Annotated in this window: 24 protein-coding genes and 1 tRNA gene; 10 read left to right on the top strand and 15 right to left on the bottom strand. The window is 52.7% G+C overall.

Annotated elements, in window-relative coordinates; all coding sequences use genetic code 11:
- Positions 1–141 precede the first annotated feature (141 nt).
- The gene (locus tag METLU_RS25730; protein WP_036243229.1) at positions 142–1470 is read right to left on the bottom strand and encodes a PepSY-associated TM helix domain-containing protein; all 1329 of its coding nucleotides are present in this window, start codon (positions 1468–1470) and stop codon (positions 142–144) included.
- Between the two features lie 170 nt (positions 1471–1640).
- On the opposite strand from METLU_RS25730, the gene METLU_RS0117205 reads away from it, so the two are divergent.
- The 6 genes from METLU_RS0117205 (at position 1641) to METLU_RS0117180 (ending at position 6408) form a co-directional block, all read left to right on the top strand.
- Positions 1641–2609, top strand: coding sequence for an ABC transporter substrate-binding protein (locus METLU_RS0117205; protein WP_027159301.1), 969 nt, complete (start codon positions 1641–1643; stop codon positions 2607–2609).
- Between the two features lie 12 nt (positions 2610–2621).
- Positions 2622–3368 carry an ABC transporter permease gene (locus tag METLU_RS0117200; RefSeq protein ID WP_027159300.1) on the top strand — a complete coding sequence of 249 codons (747 nt, stop codon included), beginning with the start codon at positions 2622–2624 and terminating at the stop codon, positions 3366–3368.
- Entirely contained in the window at positions 3365–4105 is a 741-nt protein-coding gene (locus METLU_RS0117195; RefSeq protein WP_027159299.1) for an ABC transporter ATP-binding protein, read from the top strand. The genes METLU_RS0117200 and METLU_RS0117195 overlap by 4 nt, the downstream gene beginning before the upstream one ends.
- 97 nt (positions 4106–4202) lie before the next feature.
- Entirely contained in the window at positions 4203–4466 is a 264-nt protein-coding gene (locus METLU_RS0117190; protein WP_027159298.1) for a hypothetical protein, read from the top strand.
- A gap of 411 nt (positions 4467–4877) precedes the next feature.
- A tRNA-Arg gene (locus METLU_RS0117185) sits at positions 4878–4954 on the top strand.
- Positions 4955–5124: 170 nt separating this feature from the next.
- Positions 5125–6408: a DEAD/DEAH box helicase gene (locus tag METLU_RS0117180; protein ID WP_027159297.1), complete on the top strand. Its 1284-nt coding sequence runs from the start codon at positions 5125–5127 to the stop codon at positions 6406–6408.
- Positions 6409–6457: 49 nt separating this feature from the next.
- Here the strand turns inward: METLU_RS0117180 and dbpA are convergent, their stop codons facing one another.
- From dbpA to ffh, 9 genes are all read right to left on the bottom strand, one after another.
- Positions 6458–7840 (bottom strand): ATP-dependent RNA helicase DbpA, encoded by a 1383-nt coding sequence (dbpA, locus tag METLU_RS0117175; RefSeq protein WP_027159296.1) that lies wholly within the window; start codon positions 7838–7840, stop codon positions 6458–6460.
- A gap of 249 nt (positions 7841–8089) precedes the next feature.
- The gene (gene lpxA / locus METLU_RS0117170) at positions 8090–8863 is read right to left on the bottom strand and encodes an acyl-ACP--UDP-N-acetylglucosamine O-acyltransferase (RefSeq protein ID WP_027159295.1); all 774 of its coding nucleotides are present in this window, start codon (positions 8861–8863) and stop codon (positions 8090–8092) included.
- 6 nt (positions 8864–8869) lie between these two features.
- The gene (xerD, locus tag METLU_RS0117165) at positions 8870–9754 is read right to left on the bottom strand and encodes a site-specific tyrosine recombinase XerD (RefSeq protein WP_027159294.1); all 885 of its coding nucleotides are present in this window, start codon (positions 9752–9754) and stop codon (positions 8870–8872) included.
- Positions 9751–10260, bottom strand: a complete 510-nt coding sequence (locus tag METLU_RS0117160; protein ID WP_027159293.1) for a methylated-DNA--[protein]-cysteine S-methyltransferase — start codon at positions 10258–10260, stop codon at positions 9751–9753. Before METLU_RS0117160 ends, xerD begins: the two co-directional genes overlap by 4 nt.
- 134 nt (positions 10261–10394) lie before the next feature.
- Positions 10395–10736, bottom strand: coding sequence for a 50S ribosomal protein L19 (rplS, locus tag METLU_RS0117155; RefSeq protein WP_027159292.1), 342 nt, complete (start codon positions 10734–10736; stop codon positions 10395–10397).
- A 9-nt stretch (positions 10737–10745) separates the two neighbouring features.
- On the bottom strand, positions 10746–11489 hold the full coding sequence (gene trmD, locus METLU_RS0117150; protein WP_027159291.1) for a tRNA (guanosine(37)-N1)-methyltransferase TrmD: 744 nt from the start codon (positions 11487–11489) through the stop codon (positions 10746–10748).
- Between the two features lie 9 nt (positions 11490–11498).
- On the bottom strand, positions 11499–12005 hold the full coding sequence (gene rimM, locus METLU_RS0117145; protein WP_027159290.1) for a ribosome maturation factor RimM: 507 nt from the start codon (positions 12003–12005) through the stop codon (positions 11499–11501).
- A 5-nt stretch (positions 12006–12010) separates the two neighbouring features.
- The gene (gene rpsP / locus METLU_RS0117140) at positions 12011–12262 is read right to left on the bottom strand and encodes a 30S ribosomal protein S16 (RefSeq protein ID WP_027159289.1); all 252 of its coding nucleotides are present in this window, start codon (positions 12260–12262) and stop codon (positions 12011–12013) included.
- Positions 12263–12447: 185 nt separating this feature from the next.
- Positions 12448–13803 carry a signal recognition particle protein gene (gene ffh, locus METLU_RS0117135; protein ID WP_027159288.1) on the bottom strand — a complete coding sequence of 452 codons (1356 nt, stop codon included), beginning with the start codon at positions 13801–13803 and terminating at the stop codon, positions 12448–12450.
- A gap of 403 nt (positions 13804–14206) precedes the next feature.
- Between ffh and METLU_RS0117130 the strand changes: the two genes are divergently transcribed.
- Positions 14207–15004, top strand: a complete 798-nt coding sequence (locus tag METLU_RS0117130; protein WP_027159287.1) for a cytochrome C assembly family protein — start codon at positions 14207–14209, stop codon at positions 15002–15004.
- A 99-nt stretch (positions 15005–15103) separates the two neighbouring features.
- On the opposite strand, the gene soxB is transcribed toward METLU_RS0117130, so the two are convergent.
- The 4 genes from soxB to dnaB all read right to left on the bottom strand — a co-directional run bounded on the left by soxB (position 15104) and on the right by dnaB (position 20932).
- Positions 15104–16774: a thiosulfohydrolase SoxB gene (gene soxB, locus METLU_RS0117125; protein ID WP_027159286.1), complete on the bottom strand. Its 1671-nt coding sequence runs from the start codon at positions 16772–16774 to the stop codon at positions 15104–15106.
- A 9-nt stretch (positions 16775–16783) separates the two neighbouring features.
- Positions 16784–18202 (bottom strand): MBL fold metallo-hydrolase RNA specificity domain-containing protein, encoded by a 1419-nt coding sequence (locus METLU_RS0117120; protein ID WP_027159285.1) that lies wholly within the window; start codon positions 18200–18202, stop codon positions 16784–16786.
- A gap of 207 nt (positions 18203–18409) precedes the next feature.
- Complete coding sequence (alr, locus tag METLU_RS0117115; RefSeq protein WP_027159284.1) at positions 18410–19507, bottom strand: alanine racemase; 1098 nt, start codon at positions 19505–19507, stop codon at positions 18410–18412.
- Positions 19508–19540: 33 nt separating this feature from the next.
- Entirely contained in the window at positions 19541–20932 is a 1392-nt protein-coding gene (gene dnaB, locus METLU_RS0117110) for a replicative DNA helicase (RefSeq protein WP_027159283.1), read from the bottom strand.
- A gap of 348 nt (positions 20933–21280) precedes the next feature.
- Here dnaB and METLU_RS26880 point away from each other — a divergent pair, with 348 nt between their 5' ends.
- From METLU_RS26880 to METLU_RS0117095, 3 genes are all read left to right on the top strand, one after another.
- The gene (locus METLU_RS26880; RefSeq protein ID WP_231383635.1) at positions 21281–23335 is read left to right on the top strand and encodes a Clp1/GlmU family protein; all 2055 of its coding nucleotides are present in this window, start codon (positions 21281–21283) and stop codon (positions 23333–23335) included.
- A gap of 96 nt (positions 23336–23431) precedes the next feature.
- Positions 23432–24007 (top strand): DUF2452 domain-containing protein, encoded by a 576-nt coding sequence (locus METLU_RS25720; RefSeq protein ID WP_036243225.1) that lies wholly within the window; start codon positions 23432–23434, stop codon positions 24005–24007.
- Between the two features lie 52 nt (positions 24008–24059).
- The gene (locus METLU_RS0117095; RefSeq protein WP_027159281.1) at positions 24060–24248 is read left to right on the top strand and encodes a hypothetical protein; all 189 of its coding nucleotides are present in this window, start codon (positions 24060–24062) and stop codon (positions 24246–24248) included.
- Between the two features lie 251 nt (positions 24249–24499).
- On the opposite strand, the gene METLU_RS28450 is transcribed toward METLU_RS0117095, so the two are convergent.
- A complete protein-coding gene (locus tag METLU_RS28450) occupies positions 24500–24829 on the bottom strand; it encodes a hypothetical protein (protein WP_196806557.1) in 330 nt (109 codons plus the stop codon).
- Between the last annotated feature and the right edge of the window lie 313 nt (positions 24830–25142).

Genomic DNA, 25142 nt, shown 5'->3' with positions numbered 1-25142 from the left:
TAACTTAGGGTAAGCAAATCCAAGGCGACTATATTACCATATTGTCTCTGCAAACGTTGCCGGCCGTTTTATAAAAAACAACGCTACATTAGAGCCAACATGCAGCCGGTCTATCCAGTTATCTGTGCATTTACGCGAATTTTAATGGCCTATGCGCCTCTGCCGATTCGCCATGGCGGCGCGCAATCTGTCAAACTGCTGCAATAGCAGGGCAACTCCGATTGCAACGAATGGCCTGGCCTTCTGCGCCAACAAGACAAGGTAGCGGAAAAGCATCAAGCCGATGCGATGACTATTATGGGCCAGCCGGTCAAGAAACGGTCGCAGCGTAGCAAAATCAACCTTTCTGTCACGGATCTTGCCGCGCCGATACAACCAGTGCAGCAGGCCGCTGACATAGAGAACGAAAAGGCTCTGGCCGGCCAGGAACCAGAGGAACCGGCCTGTGCCATTCAATGCCTCGCCGGTGTGTAGCGGCCATACCCAGCTCGCCAATGTCTCGCCTGCTGAAAAATCAGCGGGATTGCGCACTTCTTTGATCTGGCCGCTCCAGCGGTCTACCCAGACTGTGGTATACGGATGCCGCTGATTGATTTCGCCGGGCTGGCGCAAATTGACGCGGTAGATGCCGCTATCGCCGACCGGCGTCGTGATACGCCTGAGTTCGGCGTGCGGAAACGGCCCCTGGGCCATGAATGTCGCCGCCGCCAGACCGGTGGGGTGATTGTTGGGAACCGCCGTGCTGATGATATTGCGGCCAGTTTCGCCATGCGCCATGCCCGATGCGCCGGCCAGGGATTCCAGCACCGCCGGATAACTCAGCAGAATGCCCGTGAATGCCAGCACCAGCAAGGCAGCAGCACTAAACAGTCCAATAAAGCGGTGCAGATCGAAAGCCAGTCGGACCATGCCGGCATCATGGCGAATCGTAAACGCTTGCCGAAGCTGCCGCGTATCCGGCCACCATAAATACAGTCCGGTGCCGATCGAAACCATCAGCAGCAACCCCATAATACCCACCGTATTCCAGCCGAAACGATCGAGCCGAAGCTGGGTATGCAGATCCAGCAGCCAGGTCGTCACGGTCTGCCCCCAGAAACGGCTGCCGACGACTTCCGCCGTATAGGGATTGACCGACACCATCAGCGGTGCATGCAACTCGAAGAACGTCTCCCTCGGTTTATCGTACCAGGCCGTCGCCATGCCGTACGGCGACCTTGGCATTTCCAGCGTCCAGGCCCCGTGCCGGTCCGGGTGCGCCTGCCGCACCGAGGCCATGATCCGGTCCAGCGACTGATACTTACCCTGGGGCAGCTCGATGACCAGTTGCGGATTCAGCAGTTCGTCCAGTTCTTCACGGTATACGCTGATGCTGCCGGTCAGGCCCATCAGGGCGAAAAAAAATCCTGCGATCAGCGCCAGATAAAGATGAATTTTAAGCCAGGTTTGCCGAGTCAGTGTGCGTTGCATGGGATGATAATGGCCATGGAAGAAATAAGGGCATTATCCCACAGGCGCCAGGTATTGTCCCGGCAGGTTAGGCGGGCCAACTAAATTCGCTCGCCGCGCTAAATCCTCGCACGAAAATCCGCATACAGATAGAATATAAGGCTTTGCAAACTCATATCGGGAGAGACGCCATGAAATTCAAAGCCTTGTTTATCGGCCTGTGCATGTTGGTATCCTGCAACGGATTCGCTGCGGAAAAAACCAAGATTCGCATCGGCGTGCTTGCGTTTGGCACTGTCGACTGGGAATTGTCGGCTATACAAAATGACCCGGCAACCGCATCGGCGGATTTTCAACTGGACATCCAGCGCCTGGCCAATCCCGAAGCCGGCAAGATCGCGCTGCAATCGGGCTCCGTCGATATGATCGTCTCCGACTGGATCTGGGTGTCGAAACTGCGCGCAACGGGCTCCGATTTCACATTCTACCCTTATTCAACAACGTCTGGCGCGCTGGTCGTAGCTGATGCGAGCCCTATCCGTACACTGAAGGATCTGAAAGGCAAACGCCTGGGCATTGCCGGCGGCGAACTGGACAAAAACTGGCTGTTGCTGCAGGCCCTGGCCAAAAAGGATCAGCTTGATCTGAATTCGGATGTAGACAAGGTCTTCGGCGCGCCTCCTCTGCTGAACGAGCAGATCAGGCAAAACCGCATCGATGCCGTGCTCAATTACTGGCATTTCGCGGCCCGGTTGGAAGCGGAGGGCTACCGGCAGATCATCGATGGCAAAGGCATCGTCAACGCGCTGGGTATTAATGAAGACGTGCCCACCCTCGGCTACGTGTTCAAGCACAGCTGGGCTATGAACCATAAAAACGCCGTCAACGCTTTCCTGAAGGCCAGCCAGCACGCCAAAGACCAAATTTGCACGTCCGATGCGGTCTGGCAACAAGTCATCCCGCTGACTCAGACGAAAGATACATCAACCCAAAACAAACTGCGGCAGCGCTATTGTGAAGGGCAAATCAAGCATTGGGGCGAGCAGGAACAGCAGGCGGCCGGCCGTATTTATGCCATGCTGCGCACGCTGAGCAACAAACAACTGACAGGTGATTCGGAAACCCTGCAGCCCGGCACCTTCTGGTCGATTGAGCAATAAAGGTCCGAGCATTTGAGTAGTCGTCAAAAACTTTTGCCCGCCTTGTCACTGCTCGCCTTTCTGGCGCTCTGGCAGGGCCTGGCCGTTTATTTAAGCAGCAGTGCGCTGCCGACGCCCGAAATGGTGGCCCATGTTTTCTGGCGCGAAACCATATCGGGACAACTGCCCTATCACCTGGGCGTTACCTTGCTCCGACTCGTAGTCAGCTTTGCCATCGCCATGCTGCTCGGCTGCGCGATTGGCATCGTTCTGGGCAGGCATAAAAAGCTTGATGCATTCTTCGACAACTGGCTGGTCATTTTTCTGAACATTCCGGCACTGGTCACGATTATCCTGTGCTATGTCTGGTTCGGCCTGATCGAATCGGCCGCGATACTGGCTGTAGTCATCAACAAGCTGCCTAACGTCGTCGTGACGATCCGCGAAGGCACGCGGGCGCTGGATCAGGATTTGCTGGAAATGGCCCGCTGCTATCATTTCGGCCGGCGCAAAACGCTGGCGCATGTGATCTGGCCGCAATTGCACCCGTTCATCATGAGCGCGACGCGCTCGGGTCTGGCATTGATCTGGAAAATCATTCTGGTGGTCGAATTACTGGGCCGCGGCAACGGCATGGGTTATCAGCTGCATTTGTTTTTCCAGCTGTTCGATGTGGCCGGCATTCTGGCTTATACGATTGCCTTCGTGGCCGTCATCCAACTGATAGAACTGATGATCCTGAAACCTCTGGATAGAAAATCGCAGCGGTGGCGCCGATGACCGACATTCGAATCCGCATCGACAGCAAGACCTATCCGGCCATAGGCCAGGCGGGCCAGTATCAGGCCATCGCCAATCTCGATCTGTCACTGAAAGCCGGCGAGTTCGTCTGCCTGGTCGGTCCTTCCGGCTGCGGCAAGACCACGCTGTTAAACATTATTGCCGACCTGGACCATGATTACGATGGCGAGATTCTGCTGGGCTCGCAGCACATGCATCCCAGGATCGGCTATGTATTCCAGAATCCGCGCCTCCTGCCATGGCGGACGGTCAGGGAAAACATTGAGCTGGCTCTGGACAGCCATCAATCTCCGGAGCTGATCGATCCGCTGCTGGAATCCATGCAGCTGACCCGGGCGCAGCATGTTTATCCTGAACGCCTGTCGCTGGGAATGAGCCGCCGCGCAGCCATCATTCGCGCGTTTGCCGTTGATCCTGACGTGTTGTTGATGGACGAGCCTTTTGTCTCGCTCGATGCGCCGACGGCCAGGCAGGTCCGGGATCTGTTGCTGAAACTGTGGCGGCAACGTCCGCATACGGTTTTGTTTGTCACGCACGATCTGCGCGAGGCCATTACGCTGGCAGACCGGCTGATTTTCCTGTCCGCATCCCCCATGCACGTGCTGAGTGAAATCACCGTACCCATTGCCAGGGAAGAACGCCATAATGAGACGCTGATCGAATCCTACAGACAGGCATTGATGAAGGATTACCCTGAAATAAGACAGCTTTTGTAGTTGGCATCAACCTTGAAATCAACGGTCAAATATCCGATACTTAGGTTTTTTAAGCCTTAGCCGGGCTTGCCATATACCCAATGGGAGCTAACGAAGCATGAACAAAAAAATTATCCTGGGATGGGCAATTGCTGCAATTGCCTTAAGTCCATTAACCGCATCGGCAACCAGCGGCGACGAGCAATACCCTGCCGCCAATTTCCAGCCTAAGGTTATCTATCTCGATAAAGAGGCTGCCAAGAAAGAGCCCTGCGAGAAACCATCAGCGAAACCTGAAAGAAAGAAAGCCGAGTTCGACCCTAAATACCCGGCGGCGAATTTCGAACCCAAAGTCATATTCCCCGCTCCAGCAGCAGAATAAGCTTTCCCGGACAGCCGGGGTTTGATCAGGATTGTTTTATCAATCCTGATCAAACCCCGGCTTTATCAGGCGCCGGACTAACCGGCAACTGAACCTGACTGATATCTCCGCCTGTCAAAGCCACTTACCGAACGAACAAATCGACGCCAGCACCGACCTCTTGGCCCGCCATATAAAATATTCGTTGCATATTTTGAAGAGCAGGTCCCGGATTTCTATGTCCTATAGCCCGATAGTTCAAACTGGAGCGACAATTTTATCCGTTCCGTGATTTCAGTATCATCTTTATAAATGCGCTTGCGGGAATTCTGCCAGCCTGTCGCCGGTAAGGACTGAAGAGTCACATTTCCGCTCGAAAAGAAAACAAAAAAGAATTAAATCCCCGGCTTATGGTAAAATTGTTTTTATTATGCCCCGATAGCTCAGCAGGATAGAGCGGTCCCCTCCTAAGGGACAGGCCGGTGGTTCAAATCCGCCTCGGGGCGCCATTAACTCCAATAACTATCGTCGTAGCGATACTCCACTAACCCCATCACTAAAAACGTCGATAAACACCTGACTGTAATCATCATTTTCTTGACGCGTTTTTATTAAAATTATTTCTTTACCCAGCGCTGTAAGACTTACGTCGACATCAGCTTTTATTGAGACCTTTATTATGCCATTCTCCACTCTCGGTTTATCCGACCCACTCTTGCGCGCCATTGCCGATGCAGGCTATACCAAGCCCTCGCCGATTCAGTCGCAGGCTATTCCTGCCGTGCTGGAAGGCCGCGATCTTCTGGCCGCCGCACAAACCGGCACCGGAAAAACCGCAGGATTTACGTTACCCATCCTGCATCGCCTGTCACAAAAGTCTTACAGTACCAATCGCCCGATAAGAGTATTAATACTGACCCCCACCCGTGAGCTTGCCGCCCAGGTCGGCGAATCGGTTACCAAATACGGTGCGCACCTGCATCCGCGCCTAAAGTCGGAAGTCGTTTTTGGCGGTGTCAAAATCAATCCGCAAATGATGCGCTTAAGAGGCGGAGTGGATGTGCTGGTGGCAACGCCGGGCCGCCTGCTGGACCTGGTCAGCCAGAATGCGGTTAAGCTCGACAAAGTGGAAACACTGGTACTCGATGAAGCCGACCGCATGCTGGACATGGGCTTTATCCGCGACATCCGTAAAGTTATCGCCCTGCTGCCGAAAAAGCGGCAAAATCTGCTGTTTTCGGCGACCTTTTCCGACGACATTCGCAAACTCACGACCGGCCTGCTGGTCAATCCCGTGAAAATCGAAGTGGCCCCGCGCAATACCGCCGCCGAACTGGTTGAGCAGATTGTCTACACCGTCAACAAAACCCAGAAAGCCGAACTGCTTTGCCACCTGGTAAAGGAAAATGACTGGCGGCAGGTATTGGTGTTTACCAGCACCAAGCATGGCGCCAACCGGCTCACTGAAAAACTCAACAAAGTTGATATCAAGGCCGCCGCTATTCATGGCAACAAGAGCCAGGGAGCCAGAACCAGCGCCCTCGCAGGCTTTAAAGCCGGTGAACTGCGCGTACTGGTTGCGACCGATGTAGCGGCGCGCGGCATCGATATCGCGCAGCTGCCGCATGTAATCAATTTTGAACTGCCCCGCTCGCCGGCCGATTATGTTCACAGAATCGGCCGTACCGGGCGCGCCGGCGAAGAAGGACAAGCCATATCATTAGTCTCGCATGACGAATACAGCGCTCTGCGACTCATTGAGAAGTTGATCGGTAAGTCCATTAAACGCGAGCAGATCAATGGCTTTGAAGCGTCTGAAGTCGCGCCGCCAGAACCACCTGCCCAACCACGCGGACCGCGTCCCGGCAGAAATTCAAACCAGCCGCGCAGAAACTCAAGCCAGCCCCGCAGACCTTCAGGCGCTCAGCCAAAAAGTCCATCCCGGGCCAGAAGCTATGCCTGATTAAAAATGCGGTGGTCGAAGCGCCTACTTTGGGTAGGCGCCCGTACGTTTAGCTGGCTTTGCGCACTTTAAAGCTGCGCCCTTTTATCTTTCCCGCCTTTAATCTCGCCAGCGCTCTTTCAACACTGCCACGCTGGACAGCAACGAAAGATTGCAGATCAAAAATATCAATCTTTCCCACTTCGCTGCCGGCCAGACCTGCTTCGCCGGTTAATGCCCCCAGAATATCGCCCGGGCGCACTTTATGCTTACGTCCACCGTCAATATGCAAAGTCACCATAGGCGGCGCGAACCGATGTTCATGCTTCATCTGAAAAGGCGCTACTTCATCCCAAATCGCGGGCTTATTTTGATAGTCTTCAATGGCTTTTACCCGACTGGTTTCCTGCTGCGCGCATAAACTGAGCGCCAAACCTTTTTTCCCGGCGCGCCCCGTTCGGCCGATCCGGTGCACATACACTTCAGGGTCCCAGGGCAATTCATAATTGATCACCGCTTGCAGATCCTTAATATCCAGGCCTCGGGCGGCCACGTCAGTGGCCACCAGAATCGAGCAGCTTTTATTGGCAAAGCGCACCAACACCTTGTCCCGATCCTTTTGTTCCAAATCGCCATGAAGGCACTGAACGGAAAAACCGCTTGATTCAAGTTCGTTCGCCAGATTTTGGCAGTCTTTTTTGGTATTGCAGAAAACCACTGTCGATTCAGGCCGATGGTAGGCCAAAAGATAGCCCAGCGCATTGGCTCTGCCCGCTTTCTCTATCTGATAAAAGCGTTGCTCGATATCGCTGTCATGATGATGGGCCTCGATGCTGACTGTAACCGGCTTATACTGATAATGCCGGCTCATTTCCCGTATCGGGTCGGAATAAGTTGCGGAAAACAACAAGGTTTGCCGATGATTCGGCGCATACGAGATCACATCGGATATGGCGTCTTCAAAGCCCATGTCCAGCATCCGGTCCGCCTCATCCAGCACCAGTACCTTGAGATTGCTCAAGCGCAAACTGCCTTTGCGCAGATGTTCCTGTAATCGTCCGGGCGTGCCGACAACAATATGCACACCATGCTCCAACGAACCGACTTGAGGACCAAACGGCACACCGCCGCACAAGGCTTGCACCTTGATATTTTGGGTAAAGCGAGCCAGCCTGCGAATTTCCTTGCAAACCTGATCGGCCAGTTCCCGGGTAGGGCAAACAACCAAGGCTTGAACCCTGAAACTGCTCAAATCCAATCGAGATAACAGGCCAATGCCAAAGGCAGCAGTCTTGCCGCTGCCTGTCTTAGCCTGCGCGATGACGTCCTTGCCTTCGAGAATATGCGGCAGGCTTTCGGCCTGGATGGGTGTCAATTTGCTGTAGCCTAGGGATTCGATATTATCAAGTAAGGCGGGTTTTAAGGGTAAAGCTGAAAATTCGGCAGTGTTCACAAGGACTCTTTATAACGCGAATGACGACGGAAATGCCGCCATTGAATTGACTATGGTAACAGATCCGAGGATGCCAGACCTGATAAGGTTAGTTATGTGCTTTGAAATAACTCAAATGCGCCTTATTGTTACTGGGCGGGAAGGCATTCATCTGACTTGAAAAATACCATCCCGTCCAATATAACGGCGCAGAATTATCTGCTGTTGATAGACCAACTTACGGAGCCGATCTTAATGAGGCTAATTCAATTAAATCGAAATATCGACAAACCCATGCACGCCGCGTTTGGATTTAACCGCCAGCCATTCCTTCAGTTGCTTCAGTTCTTCGGTTTCTTCCAACGAATCCAGGCTTTGCTTGTTTTTTAACAGGCGGAATGCCGCTGAAAGTACGTTATAGCGGTCGCCGGTAATACCGGCTCGCCGTAAACCCACCGTGTTCAATTTATAATGCCGGGCAGGACGTCCGCCGATCAGCATAAAAGGCATGACATCCATATTAAGTCCCGTTGTGCCCTGCACAATCGCGTACGAACCGATCCGGCAGAACTGGTGCGCAACTACGGCCCCACCCATGAAAACCCGGTCACCGACTTCAACATGGCCGCCAATGGCAACATTGTTAGCGAAAATCGTATTGTTGCCGATCTTGCAATCGTGCGCGACATGGCTGTTATTCATAAAGAAACAACCCGAGCCTATGCGCGTTTCGCCGTTTTCCTTCGAAGCGCGATGCGCCGTAAAGCCTTCCCTGAACACATTGTTGTCGCCGATTTTAAGCCAGGAAACCGTTTCGGGTTTAAAGCTGACATCCTGCGGCAATCCGCCCAGAACGGCATGGGGATGTAAAATATTGCCGTCACCCATTTTCACATACTGCTGCACGACGGCATGGGCGCCAATCTGACATGCCCGCCCCATCTCAACACCCGATTCAATAACGGCAAAAGGGCCTATCGTCACGTCTTCTGGTAATGATACATCCGGTGCTATATAGGCAGTCGGGTGAATATTTTGTGCCATGTTTAGTTATCCTCTAGGATGATATTTTGAATGTAAATCTTTTAGTCTTTCGCGGGCTATATGCGTGTAGATCTGCGTAGTGGATAAATCGGAATGCCCCAGCAATAATTGCACTACGCGTAAATCCGCGCCATGATTCAGCAGATGCGTTGCGAAGGCGTGCCTGAGCGTATGCGGTGACAGCTCTTTTTTAATGCCGGCTTTTTTGGCATGGCGCTTGATAATATGCCAGAAGGCCTGCCGCGTCATACCGGTGGCGCGATTGGTCACGAACAGATAATCGCATTGCCGTTCACCCAGAAGGGTCTTCCGGGCCTCACTCATGTAGTTTTCCAGCCAGCTCATCGCTTCTTCGCCGACCGGCACCAGCCGCTCCTTATTACCTTTGCCGGTGATTCTGACCACGCCCTGTCTGAAACTGACCTGCTCAAACTTCAAACCGACCAGCTCCGATACCCTAAGTCCTGTAGCATAAAGCATTTCCAGCATGGTTTTATCCCTGAATCCGAGCGCATGCGTTATTTCGGGCGCACCTAGCAATAATTCAACATCGTTTTCGGACAGGGATACCGGCAATGGTCGACCGATATGCGGCGATTCAATCAGCGCAGTCGGGTCAATCGTTATACTATTTTCTCTGAGATAATAACCATAAAATCGCCGCAAGCTGGACAGAATACGCGCCGACGATCTATTGCCTATGCCGTCTTTAAAACGACTCGCCAGAAACCTTGATATATCGCTACCGTCGACGTCCAGCATGGATTTCCCGGCCAGCCATTGGGCAAAAATCCGCAAATCACTGCCATAGGCCGACAGCGTATTTTCGCTCAAGCCCTGTTCTACCCAGGCCGCATCCAGAAATTGATCTATGAAACCCGTTGAATTCATTTCTTATGGGCGGCTTCAAATGCCAGCAACTTGGATTTTATCGCCATGAAATCCCCTTCTGTCTGACCGGAGTAACCACCCATACCAGAAACGGACACCACCCGGTGGCAAGGAATGATTAGCGGAAAAGGGTTATCCCGACAGGCATTACCGACAGCCCGCGCAGCCGATCCTATTCTGCGGGCCAGCGCCGAATAAGTAATCGTTTCTCCGAACGGTATGCGGCACAGTTCAGCCCAGACTTTATTTCTAAAATCACTACCCTGCTTTAACAGCTTCAGGTGAATGGGCTTTTCCGGAGTTAACCAATACTCACCTAATTGTCGCTGTATGTCATGTTCACCAGCGACTTGAATAGTTTGAGCCGGACTACTCGCAAATTCCCAGTCAGCCTGAAACAACACATCGCCATGAACAAATAAAATCAGATTGCCGACAGGTGTTTGAACGTTTAACACCTCCTCAGGTCCTGAACCGGTTTCAACCCAGTGAATGACGAATGACATAGTGAAACCTACATTGGTTAAATGGTGCTTAGGCCGAATGAATTCGGCCCTACACATGGGTAGAAGCTTGATATCTCAGGCATAAAAAAGGCAGCCCAAAGCTGCCTTTTTTATAATGTGCACTAAAAAACCGATTACAGTTTTTCTTTGATACGAGCCGCTTTACCGGTCAGATCACGCAGATAATACAATTTGGCACGACGAACATCACCGCGACGTTTAACATTGATTTCGCTGATCATAGGACTGTGAGTTTGAAAAACACGCTCAACGCCTGTACCGTGAGAAATCTTTCTTACTGTGAAAGCAGAGTTTAAACCGCGATTACGTTTCGCAATCACTATGCCTTCAAAAGCCTGAATTCTTTCACGTTCGCCTTCTTTTACTTTAACCTGTACAACAACTGTGTCGCCTGGACCAAAGTCAGGAATCTGTTTCAGCTGTTCTGCTTCCAATACATCAATAATATTGCTCATTGCCACACCCTATTTAACATCAACTTCAATTTTAAACTCGTTCAGCAGTTTTTCCTGCTCTGCATTTAAATTCTTTTTTTTCAATAAATCCGGCCGTCTCAGCCAGGTTCTTCCTAAAGCCTGCTTCATACGCCAGCGGTTTATGTCCGCGTGATTGCCGCCCAATAAAACCTCCGGCACCGAATGTCCCTCAAGCTGCTCCGGCCGCGTAAAATGCGGATAATCAAGCAAGCCGTTCATATGGGAGTCCTGCAGGGCGGAGTCCTCGTCCCCGAGCACACCGGGCAATAAACGGGTCACTGCATCTACCACTATCAGTGCCGCCAGTTCACCGCCGCTGATGACATAGTCTCCAATAGACCATTCATCATCGCAATCCAGCTCGACAAAGCGCTCATCAATTCCCTCATAGCGCCCTGCCACTAAAATCAATTGAGAAACATGGCAAGCTTCTGACAGCAAAGCCTGTGTAATCGGTTTGCCTTGCGGGCTCAAATAAACTACCTTGGTAGTCCCACCGCCTGCCTGTTTAGCATTACAAACAGCATCATGCAGCGGCTGGTATTTCATGACCATGCCGGGACCGCCACCATAAGGCCGGTCATCGACCGTTTTGTGCCTGTCGTGCGTGTAATCGCGCGGATTCCATACAAATAGATCAACTATGCCGCGATCAATAGCCCGACCTGTCACACCATAACCGGCAGCCGCTGTCACCATGTCCGGAAATAACGTTACGACATCAAATCGCATACTACATAATTAAAATTCTGGATCCCAATCGACAATAATACTGCCGGCATCCAAATCAATATTAATTATGGTCTGTCCCTGTAAAAACGGAATCGCCCGCTCTCGTCCACCCTGAACGACTAGCACATCATTTGCTCCGGTCTCCAGCAGGCTATCGACCACACCTAACTGGACACCCTCAACGGTTTCAACTTTCAATCCGATCAGATCGGACCAGTAATATTCACCTTCGGTCGTTTCCGGCAACTGGGCATGGGTTATAAAAATATCCCATCCAATTAGTCCGGCAGCCTGGTCTCTATCATTGACACCATCAAGCAGAGCGATTACGGCCTTACCATGAAGGCTTCCGTCAATGACATCAAGTTGCCTGGCTTCACTACCTTTTTTCAGCAGCCATGGAGAATAACTTAAAATATTCTCTCTCGGATCGGTAAAAGAAAAGACCTTAAGCCACCCTTTTACACCAAAAACGCCGGAAATCCTGCCAACGTTTATATCTTTCTGCGCTGACAAACAGATTACGCAGCCGATTTCTGTGCGTCTTTAATTAATTTTGCAACGCGGTCAGAAGGCTGTGCGCCATTGGCTGTCCAATATTCAACACGAGCGCAATCCAGACGTAATTTTTCTTCATTGCCGCGAGCTATCGGATTGAAAAAACCAAGACGCTCAATATAACGGCCATCACGGCTGTTTCTGCTGTCAGTCACAATCACATGATAAAAAGGACGATTTTTTGCGCCGCTTCTAGCAAGACGAATGGTTACCATTTAAGTTCCTCAAAAAACATTTAGTCAAAATTTAATCTGCCTATTTTACGCGATTTTCCATATAAGTGAAGAATAAATTCATCCATTGTTTTCGATATCGCTTAAAAGGCTATAAAAATATACAGCAAGCCATGGCTATCAACGACAAAAATACAGTCATTTCAAGTACCGATGGCTAGCATAAATTACATTCTCATACCGCGAAGATTGCTTTTCATGCCGCGTATCATATTGGCCATATTGCCTTTCTTGAAACGCTTCATCATTTTTTCCATCAACTTGAATTGCTTCAGAATCCGATTAACGTCGTGTAACTGTTGTCCGCAGCCCTCTGCAATACGTTTTTTCCGATTGCCTTTAATCAAATCAGGGAAACGGCGCTCCTGCATCGTCATGGAACTAATTACGGCGATCTGGCGTGCCAATTCCTTATCATTGACCTTATCTTTCATTTCCTGTGGAACACTGCTCATGCCGGGCAATTTGTCCAGCATGGAACCTACCCCACCCATGCTGTGCATCTGTTGCAGCTGCTCGCGAAAATCTTCCAGGTCAAAGCCCTTGCCCTTCTGTATCTTCCTGACCAGTTTTTCAGCTTTTTCCTTGTCAACCTTCTGCTCGATCTCTTCAATCAAGCCCAGCATGTCGCCCATGCCTAAAATGCGGGAAGCCAAACGATCGGGATAAAACGGTTCTAAAGCGCTGGTTTTTTCGCCTACGCCGATAAACTTAATAGGCTTGCCGGTAATATGGCGTATGGACAATGCCGCACCACCGCGCGCATCGCCATCGGCTTTGGTCAGAATCACACCAGTCAGCGGCAATGCATCATTAAAGGCTTTGGCCGTGTTTGCCGCGTCCTGGCCAGTCATGCTGTCGACAACAAACAAGGTTTCGACAGGATTGATTGCGGCATGCAATTCTTTAATCTCACCCATCATCTCGTCATCGATATGCAGACGACCAGCGGTATCGATGATAATGACATCAAGGAATTTTTTCTTCGCCGCTTCGATCGCATTTTTTGCGATATCCACCGGTTTCTGGGAAATATCACTTTCAAAGAAATCCAGGGAAAGGTCATCGGCCAGCGTCTGCAGCTGTTTAATAGCGGCAGGACGATAGACGTCGGCACTGACGACGCCGACTTTTTTCTTCTGATTTTCTTTCAGCCAGCGGCCTAATTTGGCAACCGTCGTGGTTTTACCAGCACCCTGGAGACCTGCCATCAAAATAATGGCCGGCGGGACGGCTTTCAGATTAAGCTCCTCATTCGCCTCACCCATCACCTTGACCAGTTCAGCCTGAACCAGTTTAACCAGTGACTGTCCCGGCGAAAGACTGGTCTGCACTTCCTGACCCAACGCGCCTTCTTTAACGCGTTCAATAAAATCCGTAACAACCGGCAAAGCCACGTCCGCCTCAAGCAATGCCATGCGCACTTCGCGCATTGTTTCCTTGATATTGCTTTCAGTCAGCCGCCCCTGGCCTCTAACTTTCTTAAGAGTATTACTTAATCGATCGGTTAAATTATCAAACATATCTGCGTCTTTATTCTGTAATCAAGGAAACGTAATTATTCAGATTCTCTATGCGCAGGAAGATCTTCAACCGTAGCCGAAGCCCATCCCGTCAGATCAAAATTATGCCGGGGCTGAATATTTACATGGAAACCACCATCTAACGCAAATGCGTTAGAACTATTTAGCCGGTTATATTAACATACCCATTGAGACCTTTGCACCACCCGCTGTCATGTCGCGGACGACACAATAAAACCACGATCATTGGCTTTTAATGTATTGATTAAATTAAACATTAGCAATTCAATTTCATTTAATTGACCGATCTCAAACCAATAGCCATAAATTTTAATTTGGCCAGGAACGCTTTAGCCGTGACAATGATAACAAGGCCCTACTCAATAAAAGAAAACACAGCCAAATGAACGCCACTATCTTTGCCGCTCTTTCAATCTGCGCCTATTTAGGGAGCGCCCTGCTTATTATCCGTAAATTTCATCGCGGCGATGACAATCGAGCCCCGCTTTATCTGGCTTGGGCCGCCGCATGCGCTCATTTCGCCTATATCGCCATTAACTTCCATAATGAGAATGGCTTTAATTTCAGCTTTGTCAGTACCGCCTCCCTGATTTCGCTGATTGTCGTCTTGTTGTTATTAATAGCAATCCTCAGCAAACCTATCGAAAAGCTGGGTATCGCGATATTTCCCGTTGCCGCCATCATGCTTGGACTGGAACTGAGCTTTCCGGAGCAACTACGCCCTCTTCACAACCACAACTGGCAGATGAGCATTCACGTTTTGACTTCCATCATTGCCTTCAGTCTCTTAAACATCGCGGCCCTCCAATCCATATTACTGGCGGTTCAAGACCAGCAGCTCAAAAGCCATCCGCCCAAACGCTTTATTCTGTCATTGCCGCCGCTACAGACGATGGAATCGCTGCTATTTCAAATGCTCGGCACCGGAGTTGGCTTCCTGACGATTTCATTGATCAGCGGCTTTATATTCATAGAGGATTTATTTGCACAGCATCTGGTGCATAAAACCGTGCTATCGATACTGGCATGGGTTATCTTTTCAGGCCTGCTAATCGGCCGTAGCCGTTATGGCTGGCGGGGCCGGACCGCGATAAAGTGGACATTGATCGGTTTTGTATCGCTGCTTCTGGCTTATTTCGGCAGCAAACTGGTTTTGGAACTGATCCTGAACAGGACCTGAGATTATCAATTACAGCGCCGGATAAGTTTGTACGGCGCTTTTATTCCGCGGGATCTTCTTTAGCTCATTCCTAAGATAACGCCCCTAAAGCCATCCCAATCAAACCCTGACCGTTTTTCTATCGAGCAAATAGTCGGCAACCACATCCCAGATCGGCCTTCCCGTATCAACCTGCCTTACGCTGGCCCAGCCGGCAACCTTGTATGGCTTGTCCGCTTCAAAACTATCTCCGTTTGATAACCGCATGCGACTGATACGCCGCCCGAATTCCGCCTCGGGATCGCAGACGAAGGCCATGCCGCCCACCCTGACCATATCGCCGCCCTGTTGATAGTAAGGATCTTTATTAAACAAGTTATCGGCGACATCCTCCATGACCGCCTTCAACTCACGTCCTGTCATGGTCCTGACATAGGTTTCAGGATAGGTAATCGCGGTCTGATTCATGACATCTTCGAAAGTGATGGTTTGTCCTGGCAGCAGCGATGCGCCCCAGCGAAAACCCGGCGATAGGGCGATTTGCGCATCATTGACGGCTAGCTGGGCATCCAGAATCAGCTGATCGAACGTTCCGTTAAAGGTGTCGCGCCGATAAAGCAGTTCATCAGTGACTGCCAGCGGCCGTTGCAATTGTTTCAAATAAGGCTGCCTGATGGTCTCGATCAGCGCCTGCATGTCCTGATCCGGCGCCAACAGGTTCGAAAATACCGGCAGCAGGCGGTAGCGCAGTTCCCTGAGCCGTCCCGGCTCAATGTCCAGGTCCAGCACAGCCAGAAATTTGCCGTGGCTGCCGGCGTTCGTGACCCAGGTTGTCCCTCCTGCACTCTTGACCGGTATGGGCTTTGGCAGCGCATCATGAGTATGGCCACCGAGAATCACATCCAGCCCCGACACGCGTGATGCCAGTTTCAGATCGACAGGCGTGCCGTTATGGGACAGCAGCACGATCACATCGGCCTCATGGCTGGTCTTGATGTGGTCAATGGTCTGCTGTAGCCTTTGCTCCTGAATGCCGAACTGCCAGTCCGGCGTGAGCCGCATTGGATTGGCGATCGGCGTATAAGGAAAAGCCTGGCCGATGACGGCGACCCTGCCCTGCTTGAAAGCCTTGATGACATACGGCTTAAATAAAGCATCAGTTTCGGTATCGCCGGCAAACTGCGCTTCCTCGGTCAGGGTGATATTCTGCGCGATAAATTCGCCCCGGAACCGGGCAATATTGTCCAGCACCTGCCGGCTGCCGTAGGTGAATTCCCAATGCCCCGTCATGATATCGACACCGAGCAAATTTGAGGCTTCAAGCATATCCTGCCCCTTTGTCCATAGGGCCGTGGCCGAACCCTGCCAGTTGTCGCCGCCATCCAGCAACAGGGTATTTTCATAACCGCGCGACTGTCGAATCTGCTTAATTAACGTCGACAGATGCGCAAAACCGCCCATTTTTCCGTATACAGAGGCCGCTTCGGCGAAGCCCAGATGCGTGAAGGCATAAGCTTCAGCGCTGCCGGGCTTGAAACCGTAAAAATCGAGAAATTGCTGGCCGGTCAGGTACGGCGGCCTGCCCCTGTTTTTACCGACGCCGATATTGACCGCAGGCTCCCTGAAATAAACCGGCAGCAGTTGAGCATGGCAGTCGGTAAAGTGCAGCAGCGTCGCATTGCCGAATTCCGGCAAATCATACAGCCCGGCAGATCGCCCGGAGCAGCCCGGCAGTGCTCTTGATGACAATCCAAGCAGGGCCAGGCATTGAAGAAAATGGCGGCGATTCATGCGCTTATGTTAAGGGATGATGACACGGCAGTCAGGCACTTTCTGCTGCAACAGGCGCTGCAAGGTTTGCTTGGCCTCTGGCTCACCATGCACGAGCCTGATTTCGCGCGGCTTTTTGCGCATGCGCGTGACAAAGCGGACCAGCGAATCCTGGTCCGCATGCGCAGAGTAGCCATTCAAGGTATAAACGCCGGCATTGATCGTATAAAGCCGTCCGTCCAGCTCGACCTGGCCATGCGCCGGCCCGCGTTGCTGAATCATTCTGCCGGGCGTGCCTTCGGCCTGATAGCCGGCAAACAGGATATCCGTTCGAGGGTCTTCAATCAGGGCTTTCAGATAATTGACCATGCGTCCGCCGCTGCACATGCCGCTGGCCGCCAATACGACGCATGGGTTGGCCGTGCGCTTTAAATAAGCGAGCGCACTCAGATGGTCCTGATGGCTGTTGATCGTCGTTAATTGTTCAAATGACAGTGGATGACGGCCGGCGTTGATCTTGACGCGAGCCTCGGCATCCCAGAAGGATTTCAGCTTCCTATAAGCCTTCGTGAATTTGTTGGCCAGCGGCGAATCGACAATGATTTCGATCTCGTTCCAGACCAATCCCTTCGCCACAGGCTCATTCCGGCTGTGATGAATGATGTCTTCAAGCTCATACAGCAGTTCCTGTGTGCGCTCGATGCTGAAGGCCGGTATCAGGATAACGCCGCTGTTTTTCAGGCAGCGCTTGATGTGCTGCTTCAACAAGGCTTTTCGCTGGCGGCGATTGACGAGGTTTCTGTCGCCATAAGTACTTTCCAACACCAGCACATCGGCCTGATAAGGCGACTTCGGCGCTGCCAGTAAAGGGGTATAAGGGTTGCCCAGATCGCCGGAAAAAACAAGGCGCTGCCGGGCGGATGCCGTTTCGACGTCGCATTCAATATAAGCCGAGCCCAGAATATGCCCGGCCGGTTTGAATTTGACCCGGAGCCTGGCGCTGCCATTCCCCACTAACGGAACCGTCTGCCAGCTTTCATACGGAACGGCAACGACCTGGGTCTTCAGCACGTCCAGAAACTGGCGCACCAGTTCTTTATCGAGCAACAAACCGACGTTCACGGCATCTTTCATCACCAGCGGCAATAACTCGGCCGTCAATTCGGAGCAATAAATCGGCCCTTGAAAGCCCGCCGCCATCAGATAGGGAATTCGCCCGACATGATCGACATGGCAATGCGTGACCAGCAACGCCCGTACGGACGCAATCGGAAAATCGATGGCCGATCGGTTGTAATTGGCACCGCCCGGCGAAGCTTCCAGGCCCTGGAATAAACCGCAGTCGATCAGCACGGAATTGGCCTGGTCGATCTGCAACTCATGACAGGAGCCCGTCACGCCGGTGACGGCGCCATGATGCAGAATTAACGGGTAGGATGAAGAATTCATGCGCTGGCTTCCGCGTCCTTGATCTTAAGAAGCGACATTATGCAGGAATCAATTTTTCGGCGATATAGCGAACTTCTCCAATCCGGGCCACGCTTCAGCTTGATGCAACCTCAATGACAAAACTCAAAACCACCTGGCCGCATGATGCTCTTGTAGGATCGAATTCACTTGTGCCCTTTAGGGTATTCGACCCGAAGCTGAGCAGCATCAGTTATCTTTATGGACCGGCACGCCTTCAATAATCTGCACGCGCGGCGTGATGCCGCACACCAGCGTATAAGGAATGGTATCGGCGCATCGGGCGATTTCCTCAACGGCCAGCCCCTCGCCCCACAGAGTCACCGCATCGCCGGGTTTTGCGTCCGGTTGAGTGGCCAGATCAACCGTAATCATGTCCATGGATACCCGGCCGATCAACGGTACGCGCTTGCCGTTGACCAGCACCGGCGTTCCGGTTTTGGCATAGCGCGGATAACCGTCGCCATAGCCGATCGCCACCACGCCCAGTGTCGTGCTTTTCCTGCACATCCAGCTGCCGCCATAACCGACGGTTTCTCCTTCCAGGACAGGCTTGACTGCGATCAGCCGCGAATGCAGGCTCATGACCGGCTTGAGCCCCAACTCCTGCCCCGTGCTGTCGGGGAACGGTGAAATACCGTAGAGCATGACACCCGGCCGCACCCAGTCCGCCAATGATTCCCGCCAGCTCAATATGCCGGCCGAGTTGGCGATGCTGCGCTGGCCGGGAAAGGCTGCCACGGTCTCATTGAACAGGCTGATCTGTTTCAGCGTCATGTTGTCGTTTTTATCGTCGGCACTGGCCAAATGCGTCATCAGGTTGACCGGCTGTCTGACGATGGCGCAATTTTTCAAGCGCTCGTAAACGGCGCTGAAATCCTTAGCCTTAAAACCCAGTCGGTTCATGCCGGTATCGATTTTCAGCCAGGCCGTCAGCGCTTCCCGCTCTTTCCGGTCCTCGAGGATGGCGAGCTGGGAAGAGGAATGCAGCAATGGCTCCAGTTGATACGCCAGCAGATCATCCACTTCCTCGGCGCAGGTAAAGCCTTCCAGAACGGCGATCCTGTTGCTGATGCCGGCCTTGCGCAAGCGAATACCCTCATCGACACGCGCCACGGCAAAGGCATCGGCATCTTGCAGGGCTTCGGCGATACGCAGCACGCCATGGCCATACCCGTTCGCCTTGACGACCGCCATGACTCTGGCGCCTGGCGCGCAGCCACGCACTTTCGCCAGATTATGCTGAAACGCATCCAAATCAAGTACCGCGTAGGCTGCCGCTATCATTCACACCCTCCCGGGCATAAGTCATTTTTATAATTATTCATAATCATCCGCATACGGATTGCCGGCGAAGTTTTCAAAACGCGTGTACTGCCCAAGGAAGGTCAGCCTGACTGTGCCGATAGGCCCGTTACGCTGCTTGCCGATAATGATTTCGGCGATGCCTTTGTCCGGGCTGTCCGGATTGTAGACTTCATCGCGGTAAACGAACACGATCAAGTCGGCGTCCTGCTCGATACCGCCCGACTCACGTAAATCCGACATGACCGGGCGCTTGTTCGGGCGCTGTTCCAGGTTACGGTTGAGCTGGGACAAGGCGATAACCGGCACCTCCAGTTCCTTGGCCAAGGCCTTGAGCCCCCGGGAAATATCGGAAATCTGCTGCACGCGGTTGTCGCCGCTGGCGGGCGATTGCATGAGCTGCAGGTAATCGATCACAATCAGTCCCAGGGAGCCATGCTCGCGCACGAGCCGTCTGGCACGGGAACGCACTTCGGTTGGCGTCAGGGCCGGCGTATCGTCGATGAACAATTTGGTTTCGGCCAGCAGGTTGATCGCGGAAGTCAGGCGCGGCCATTCGTCGTCATCGAGTTTGCCGGTTCTGACCTTGTGCTGATCGATGCGGCCCAGAGACGACATCATACGCATGGCCAGCGAATCGCCGGGCATTTCCATGCTGAACACGGCCACGGGCTTGTCGCCCTTGATCGCGATGTTCTCAGCCATGTTCATGGCGATCGTGGTCTTGCCCATCGATGGCCGGCCGGCCACGATAATCAGATCGGACGGCTGAAGGCCCGACGTCATCTCATCAAAATCGGCAAACCCGGTACTGGCGCCGGTGATGTTGCCTTCCTGTTCGAACAGCGTTTCAATCTTGTCGACCGCGGTCGCCAGCAACGATTTGATCGGCATAAAACCACCCTGCCCGCGCTGTTTTTGCTCGGCGATTTCAAAAACCTGGCGCTCGGCATTTTCGAGCAGTTCGGCCGTATCGCGGCCTTCCGGATTAAACGCCGAATCGGAAATATTGGTACCGACATGAATCAACTGCCGCAGTACCGACCGGTCCCTGACGATATTGGCGTAAGCGACAATATTGGCGGCGCTGGGCGTGTCCCTGGCCAGCATGCCCAGATAAGCCAGACCGCCGACATTCTCCAGTTCGCCGATCGCTTCCAGCGCTTCGGACAGTGTAATAACGTCAAAAGGAATCTGTTTTTCGGCCAGTTGCGCGATGGCCCTGAAAATCAGCCGGTGATCCTTCCTGTAAAAATCAGTCTCTACTATTTTATCCGCGACTGAATCCCAGGTTTGATTGTCCAGCATCAAACCGCCCAGCACCGACTGCTCGGCCTGGATGGAATTAGGCGGGACTTTCAGGGCATCCAGCGCGTAATCGCGATCATAAGAATAATTTTCTGGCATAATCCACAGCGCTAAAAATGTTAATCAAGGGTGCTTACTCAAGGACAGGCAAGTCTAATAACTTAAGGCAAAACGCGGAAAAAATATAAAGAATGGCAAAAATAAGGACATGGTAGCGAGAGGGGCTGACTGCCCGCAATAACCAGTTCCATACCACTAAATTTTGACATTTCCTTCTTTGAAGAGGGGTCATTATAGACCAGTTTGACTTCATACACTTACCAAATTCTTTCCAGACAACACCCTGTTTCCTGTGATCAACATCGACCTTCAAGCCAGTTCGCCAACGAACGCACAGAGTCTAAGGACTATTGCTTAAGATAGTTTTAATCCATTAAGAGTCATACCATGAAAACTGGCGTCGAGGTTGCCGCCCGAACGGACATCGCTCGCCACTGTCAATATTTTCAGATAGATCGTGCCCAGGTAGCCGCCATGCCCCATCCATTGCCGTTACTGCCCTATGAGCCTTCAAACCTCGCCAGCCGGCTATTGGCTGGCGGACAGCGGGTTTTGCTGTGCGGCGAAATGGGCATTGGCAAATCCACACTGACAGCCGAACTGGCGCGCATCATCCTCTCCCGGGGCCGGGCCTGTCTCGGCATTACCGCCGATCCCGGATCGCCCGATTTCGGCCTCCCCGGGACCGTATCGCTGGGACAGTGGCGGGAGCCCGGCTGGCAAGTGCTGGCATTTGAAGCCCTTTGCACACTCGATGCCGGTCGTTTTCGCCTGCCGCTGGTAACGGCCGTAAACAGGCTGATCAGTCAAGCGCCGCCCGGTTTGCTGCTGATCGATGCGCCGGGCGTGGTCCGGGGGATTGCCGGCTCGGAGCTGCTGACCGGCATGGTCGAATTACTGAATATTGATACCGTTCTGATGCTGGTCCGGCAGTCGAAACCGGTGCCGTTGCGGAACGAACTGCTGGCGCTGCCGAGCCGTGTCCTGGCCGTTCATGCCCATCCCGAGGCCCGCCGCTCAGGCAAAAAGGCCCGGGCCAGAAAAAGAACCGAACGCTGGCAAGCCTATCTCGGCGCCGCGCATGAAGTAATGTTAAACCTGTCCGACATCAGGCTGATCGGCACGCCGCCGCCTGTTGACGTGCCCGACGCCTGGCCAGGCCGTCAATGCGCCTTCATCGACGCCGGCCGCACCGTGTCCATCGGCGAGATCATCGCTTTGCAGGGCGGAAAGCTAAGCGCCCGCCTGCCTGCAGCCTCGGAGACAACCGACGTTTTGCTGTTGCGCGATGCCCGCACCGAAAAAAACGGCCTGCTCGGCAGCGCCGAACCGTTTGCATCCAGTGCGCTGCAATATCTGCCTCCGACCGACGTCATGCCTTATCCGAGGGCCGACTACAGCGGCGGTCCGCGCCCGGTGGCCAAGCTGAACGGTGCCTTCGCGGCCCTGGTCAATGGCGTCTTCGACGATCCGCTGCTGCATCTGCGGTTGCGCCAGCAGCAACGGAGCCTGCTGTTCGACCTGGGCGATTCGGGCAGATTGCCGGCCCGCATTGCTCATCAAGTCAGCGATGTATTCATTAGTCATGCCCATATCGACCATATTGGCGGCTTTCTCTGGCTGTTGCGTTCCCGCGTCGGCGGCTTTCCCGCCTGCCGGCTGTTCGGACCGCCCGGCTTGATCGGTCATATCCAAGGGCTGATCAACGGCTTCCTTTGGGATCGTATCGGTATTACCGGACCGCGCTTTGAAATCGCCGAAGTGCATGGCGACCGGCTATTACGGGCTCGCATTCAGGCCGGTTTACAAAACCGTGAAGACTTGCCGGAAGTCCGCATGACCGATGGTCTGCTCGTGAACGACCCGCTGTTCAGCGTCCGCACGATCACACTCGATCACGGCACGCCGGTGCAGGCCTATGCCTTTGAGAGCAGGGCCAAGCTCAACGTGGATCAGACCGCGCTGAAAGCTCATGGCCTGAGCGCCGGCCCCTGGCTTAACCAACTCAAGCAATGCCTGGTCGAAGGCGACAGGGAAGCGCTGATCCGATTGCCCGACAACACAAGCCGAAGGGCGACGGAACTCGGCGTCCGGCTCGTGACCGTCACGCCCGGCGAAAAACTGGTCTATGCGACCGATCTGGCCGACACAGCAGCCAATCGAAACGCCCTGACTGCCTTGGCCCGCAACGCCGATATCTTTTTCTGCGAATCCTGTTTTCTCGAAGCCGACAGCGAACAGGCGCGCAGAACCGGTCATCTGACGGCACAGGCCTGCGGCCAGATCGCAACCGCCGCCGATGTCCGGCAACTGGTGCCGTTCCACTTTTCCAGGCGTTACGAAACCAGCCCCGAAGCCGTTTACCTGGAATTAACCGCTGCCTGTTCGCGCGTCGTCATGCCTCCGAAAGACAGCCTGCAGGGCTGCCGCAAGGAAACGTGACAAAGTTTAATATTTTTTCTTCGTGCTCTTCGTAACCTTCATGGTAAAAATTCTCAATTTATTGCTTAACATCAGTGAGTAACTGCTCTATAACCCATGACTTCTAAATCCCCGAATCCCCAGGGCAAAGGCCTCGTTCCCGTTCTGGAAAACCTGCTGCAGACCAGAAAAAACCTAGCCGTGCCCGCCAAGGACATCCTGCAGATAGCCAACGAACTGTTCACCTCGCTTTTCGTGCTGAACAGCCAGATCAAATTCAGGCCAATCATCGGCCGCACTTACTGGCTTTACCGAAAGAATGGAATTTATGGACTTTCCCTGATAGCGCCTGAAGAATGGTCTTCTTCAAAATACGGCCAGTTTATCGGCGCCTGTGAATTGCGGCCGGACCTGACTTGGACACTGGAACTCTCAAAGCAATGCCGGGACGACCGGGAACTCATGGCGGAAATCACGCGGCAACGGGAACGCTTCGATCAAAAACTGAAAACAGCCGGGCACGTCGACGACATACTGCCTGTTTATATAGCAACATTGCCTTTCTATTCGCGCGTGCTGGCTTCGGCCCTGGCCCATTCCCTGGGACAATCCATGCAAAAAGGCGGAATTAGTGGACTGAGTTTTAATCAGGCGCGAAGGAAAATGTTGCCCGCCGAAACACAATCACTCTGATGATTATCGGCTGTTTTTGAATTATTACTTCAGGGATTCGAAACATTCGGGCATGAAGCTTGAGACCGCTGTGCGTGAACAATGGCACACCTGGCAAGCCCATTGCGATCTTTTTCAACGGGTGTTTCTGGACGAAACAGGGCTATCCACCGACATGATCCGCCGCTATGGACGTGCGTTAGACGGCGCTCATTGTGTGGATGCCGCGCTGGCTGGCATTGGCGCCAATCCGCCCTTATAAAATAATACAAGTCCAGGACATTATTGAAGCGCAAAGTGCAACGATTAAATACCTGGCAGTCCTGACCTGAACCCGATCGGACAGGTGTTTGCCAAGCTTAAAGGACTTCTGTACGAGGCGGCCAAGCGCGCTTACGATAAGCTTCGGCGAATCATCGGTACGCTACCGGATCATGTTCATGCCGACGAATGCCTGAAATTATTGCGCCCGGTTGTACACTGAGCGGGCTTTCCGCCTTAACATTAAGTTTTTTAATCGGGCGTATCAGCATCAGGCGTATTTACGTCGGTGATATCAGGTGCGCCGGGCGTATCAACGTCAGGCGTATCAACATCATTTATATCGGGTGTATCAGGCGTATCAACGTCAGGTATATCAGGCGTATCGGGCGTATCAACGTCAGGTATATCGGGTGTATCGGGCGTATCAACGTCAGGCGTATCAACCTCAGCCATCTTTATGTCAGGCGTATCAATACCAGTCGGCTCGTTGGCTTGATAGGTAGAGATTAACGAAGCACTTACGCCGCCAGCCATGCTGCTCATTATTACCGCTACTACCAGTTTGGCTCGAAAATTCATTTGTTGCCCTCACAGTTTTATTAATTAAACCACTACCCAAACGAATTGGACGAAGCATGAAATCATGCCAGGAAAACAATTCTCTAGATTATGCGCTAACCGAAAATCCTCTATAAACGAGCCATAACCCATTGCAATTGAATCAATAACCATTGACCGCCACGTGCGATTTTGATTCCGAACCGGTTCAATCGCATAGCGCTGGGTCAAATTACGTGCCTTCATACCGCAATAACGACTGATTACTGCGACGCCGAGAGGGAGTATTAGTAGGGGCAGGCACAGGCACAGCCGCAACAGGTAAGGCGCTATA

This window comes from Methylobacter luteus IMV-B-3098, from assembly GCF_000427625.1.
GTDB classification, from domain to species: domain Bacteria; phylum Pseudomonadota; class Gammaproteobacteria; order Methylococcales; family Methylomonadaceae; genus Methylobacter; species Methylobacter luteus.
Note: the sequence above shows the minus strand (reverse complement) of the source record. Positions and strands in the feature narration are given on the sequence as shown.

Bases quoted from the DNA above. Each gene is read 5' to 3' on its own strand.
- METLU_RS25730 (WP_036243229.1), bottom strand. From the start codon at position 1,470: ATGCAACGCACACTGACTCGGCAAACCTGGCTTAAAATTCATCTTTAT.
- METLU_RS0117205 (WP_027159301.1), top strand. From the start codon at position 1,641: ATGAAATTCAAAGCCTTGTTTATCGGCCTGTGCATGTTGGTATCCTGC.
- METLU_RS0117195 (WP_027159299.1), top strand. From the start codon at position 3,365: ATGACCGACATTCGAATCCGCATCGACAGCAAGACCTATCCGGCCATA.
- METLU_RS0117190 (WP_027159298.1), top strand. From the start codon at position 4,203: ATGAACAAAAAAATTATCCTGGGATGGGCAATTGCTGCAATTGCCTTA.
- METLU_RS0117180 (WP_027159297.1), top strand. From the start codon at position 5,125: ATGCCATTCTCCACTCTCGGTTTATCCGACCCACTCTTGCGCGCCATT.
- lpxA (WP_027159295.1), bottom strand. From the start codon at position 8,863: ATGGCACAAAATATTCACCCGACTGCCTATATAGCACCGGATGTATCA.
- xerD (WP_027159294.1), bottom strand. From the start codon at position 9,754: ATGAATTCAACGGGTTTCATAGATCAATTTCTGGATGCGGCCTGGGTA.
- METLU_RS0117160 (WP_027159293.1), bottom strand. From the start codon at position 10,260: ATGTCATTCGTCATTCACTGGGTTGAAACCGGTTCAGGACCTGAGGAG.
- rplS (WP_027159292.1), bottom strand. From the start codon at position 10,736: ATGAGCAATATTATTGATGTATTGGAAGCAGAACAGCTGAAACAGATT.
- trmD (WP_027159291.1), bottom strand. From the start codon at position 11,489: ATGCGATTTGATGTCGTAACGTTATTTCCGGACATGGTGACAGCGGCT.
- rpsP (WP_027159289.1), bottom strand. From the start codon at position 12,262: ATGGTAACCATTCGTCTTGCTAGAAGCGGCGCAAAAAATCGTCCTTTT.
- ffh (WP_027159288.1), bottom strand. From the start codon at position 13,803: ATGTTTGATAATTTAACCGATCGATTAAGTAATACTCTTAAGAAAGTT.
- METLU_RS0117130 (WP_027159287.1), top strand. From the start codon at position 14,207: ATGAACGCCACTATCTTTGCCGCTCTTTCAATCTGCGCCTATTTAGGG.
- soxB (WP_027159286.1), bottom strand. From the start codon at position 16,774: ATGAATCGCCGCCATTTTCTTCAATGCCTGGCCCTGCTTGGATTGTCA.
- METLU_RS0117120 (WP_027159285.1), bottom strand. From the start codon at position 18,202: ATGAATTCTTCATCCTACCCGTTAATTCTGCATCATGGCGCCGTCACC.
- alr (WP_027159284.1), bottom strand. From the start codon at position 19,507: ATGATAGCGGCAGCCTACGCGGTACTTGATTTGGATGCGTTTCAGCAT.
- dnaB (WP_027159283.1), bottom strand. From the start codon at position 20,932: ATGCCAGAAAATTATTCTTATGATCGCGATTACGCGCTGGATGCCCTG.
- METLU_RS26880 (WP_231383635.1), top strand. From the start codon at position 21,281: ATGAAAACTGGCGTCGAGGTTGCCGCCCGAACGGACATCGCTCGCCAC.
- METLU_RS25720 (WP_036243225.1), top strand. From the start codon at position 23,432: ATGACTTCTAAATCCCCGAATCCCCAGGGCAAAGGCCTCGTTCCCGTT.
- METLU_RS0117095 (WP_027159281.1), top strand. From the start codon at position 24,060: ATGAAGCTTGAGACCGCTGTGCGTGAACAATGGCACACCTGGCAAGCC.
- METLU_RS28450 (WP_196806557.1), bottom strand. From the start codon at position 24,829: ATGAATTTTCGAGCCAAACTGGTAGTAGCGGTAATAATGAGCAGCATG.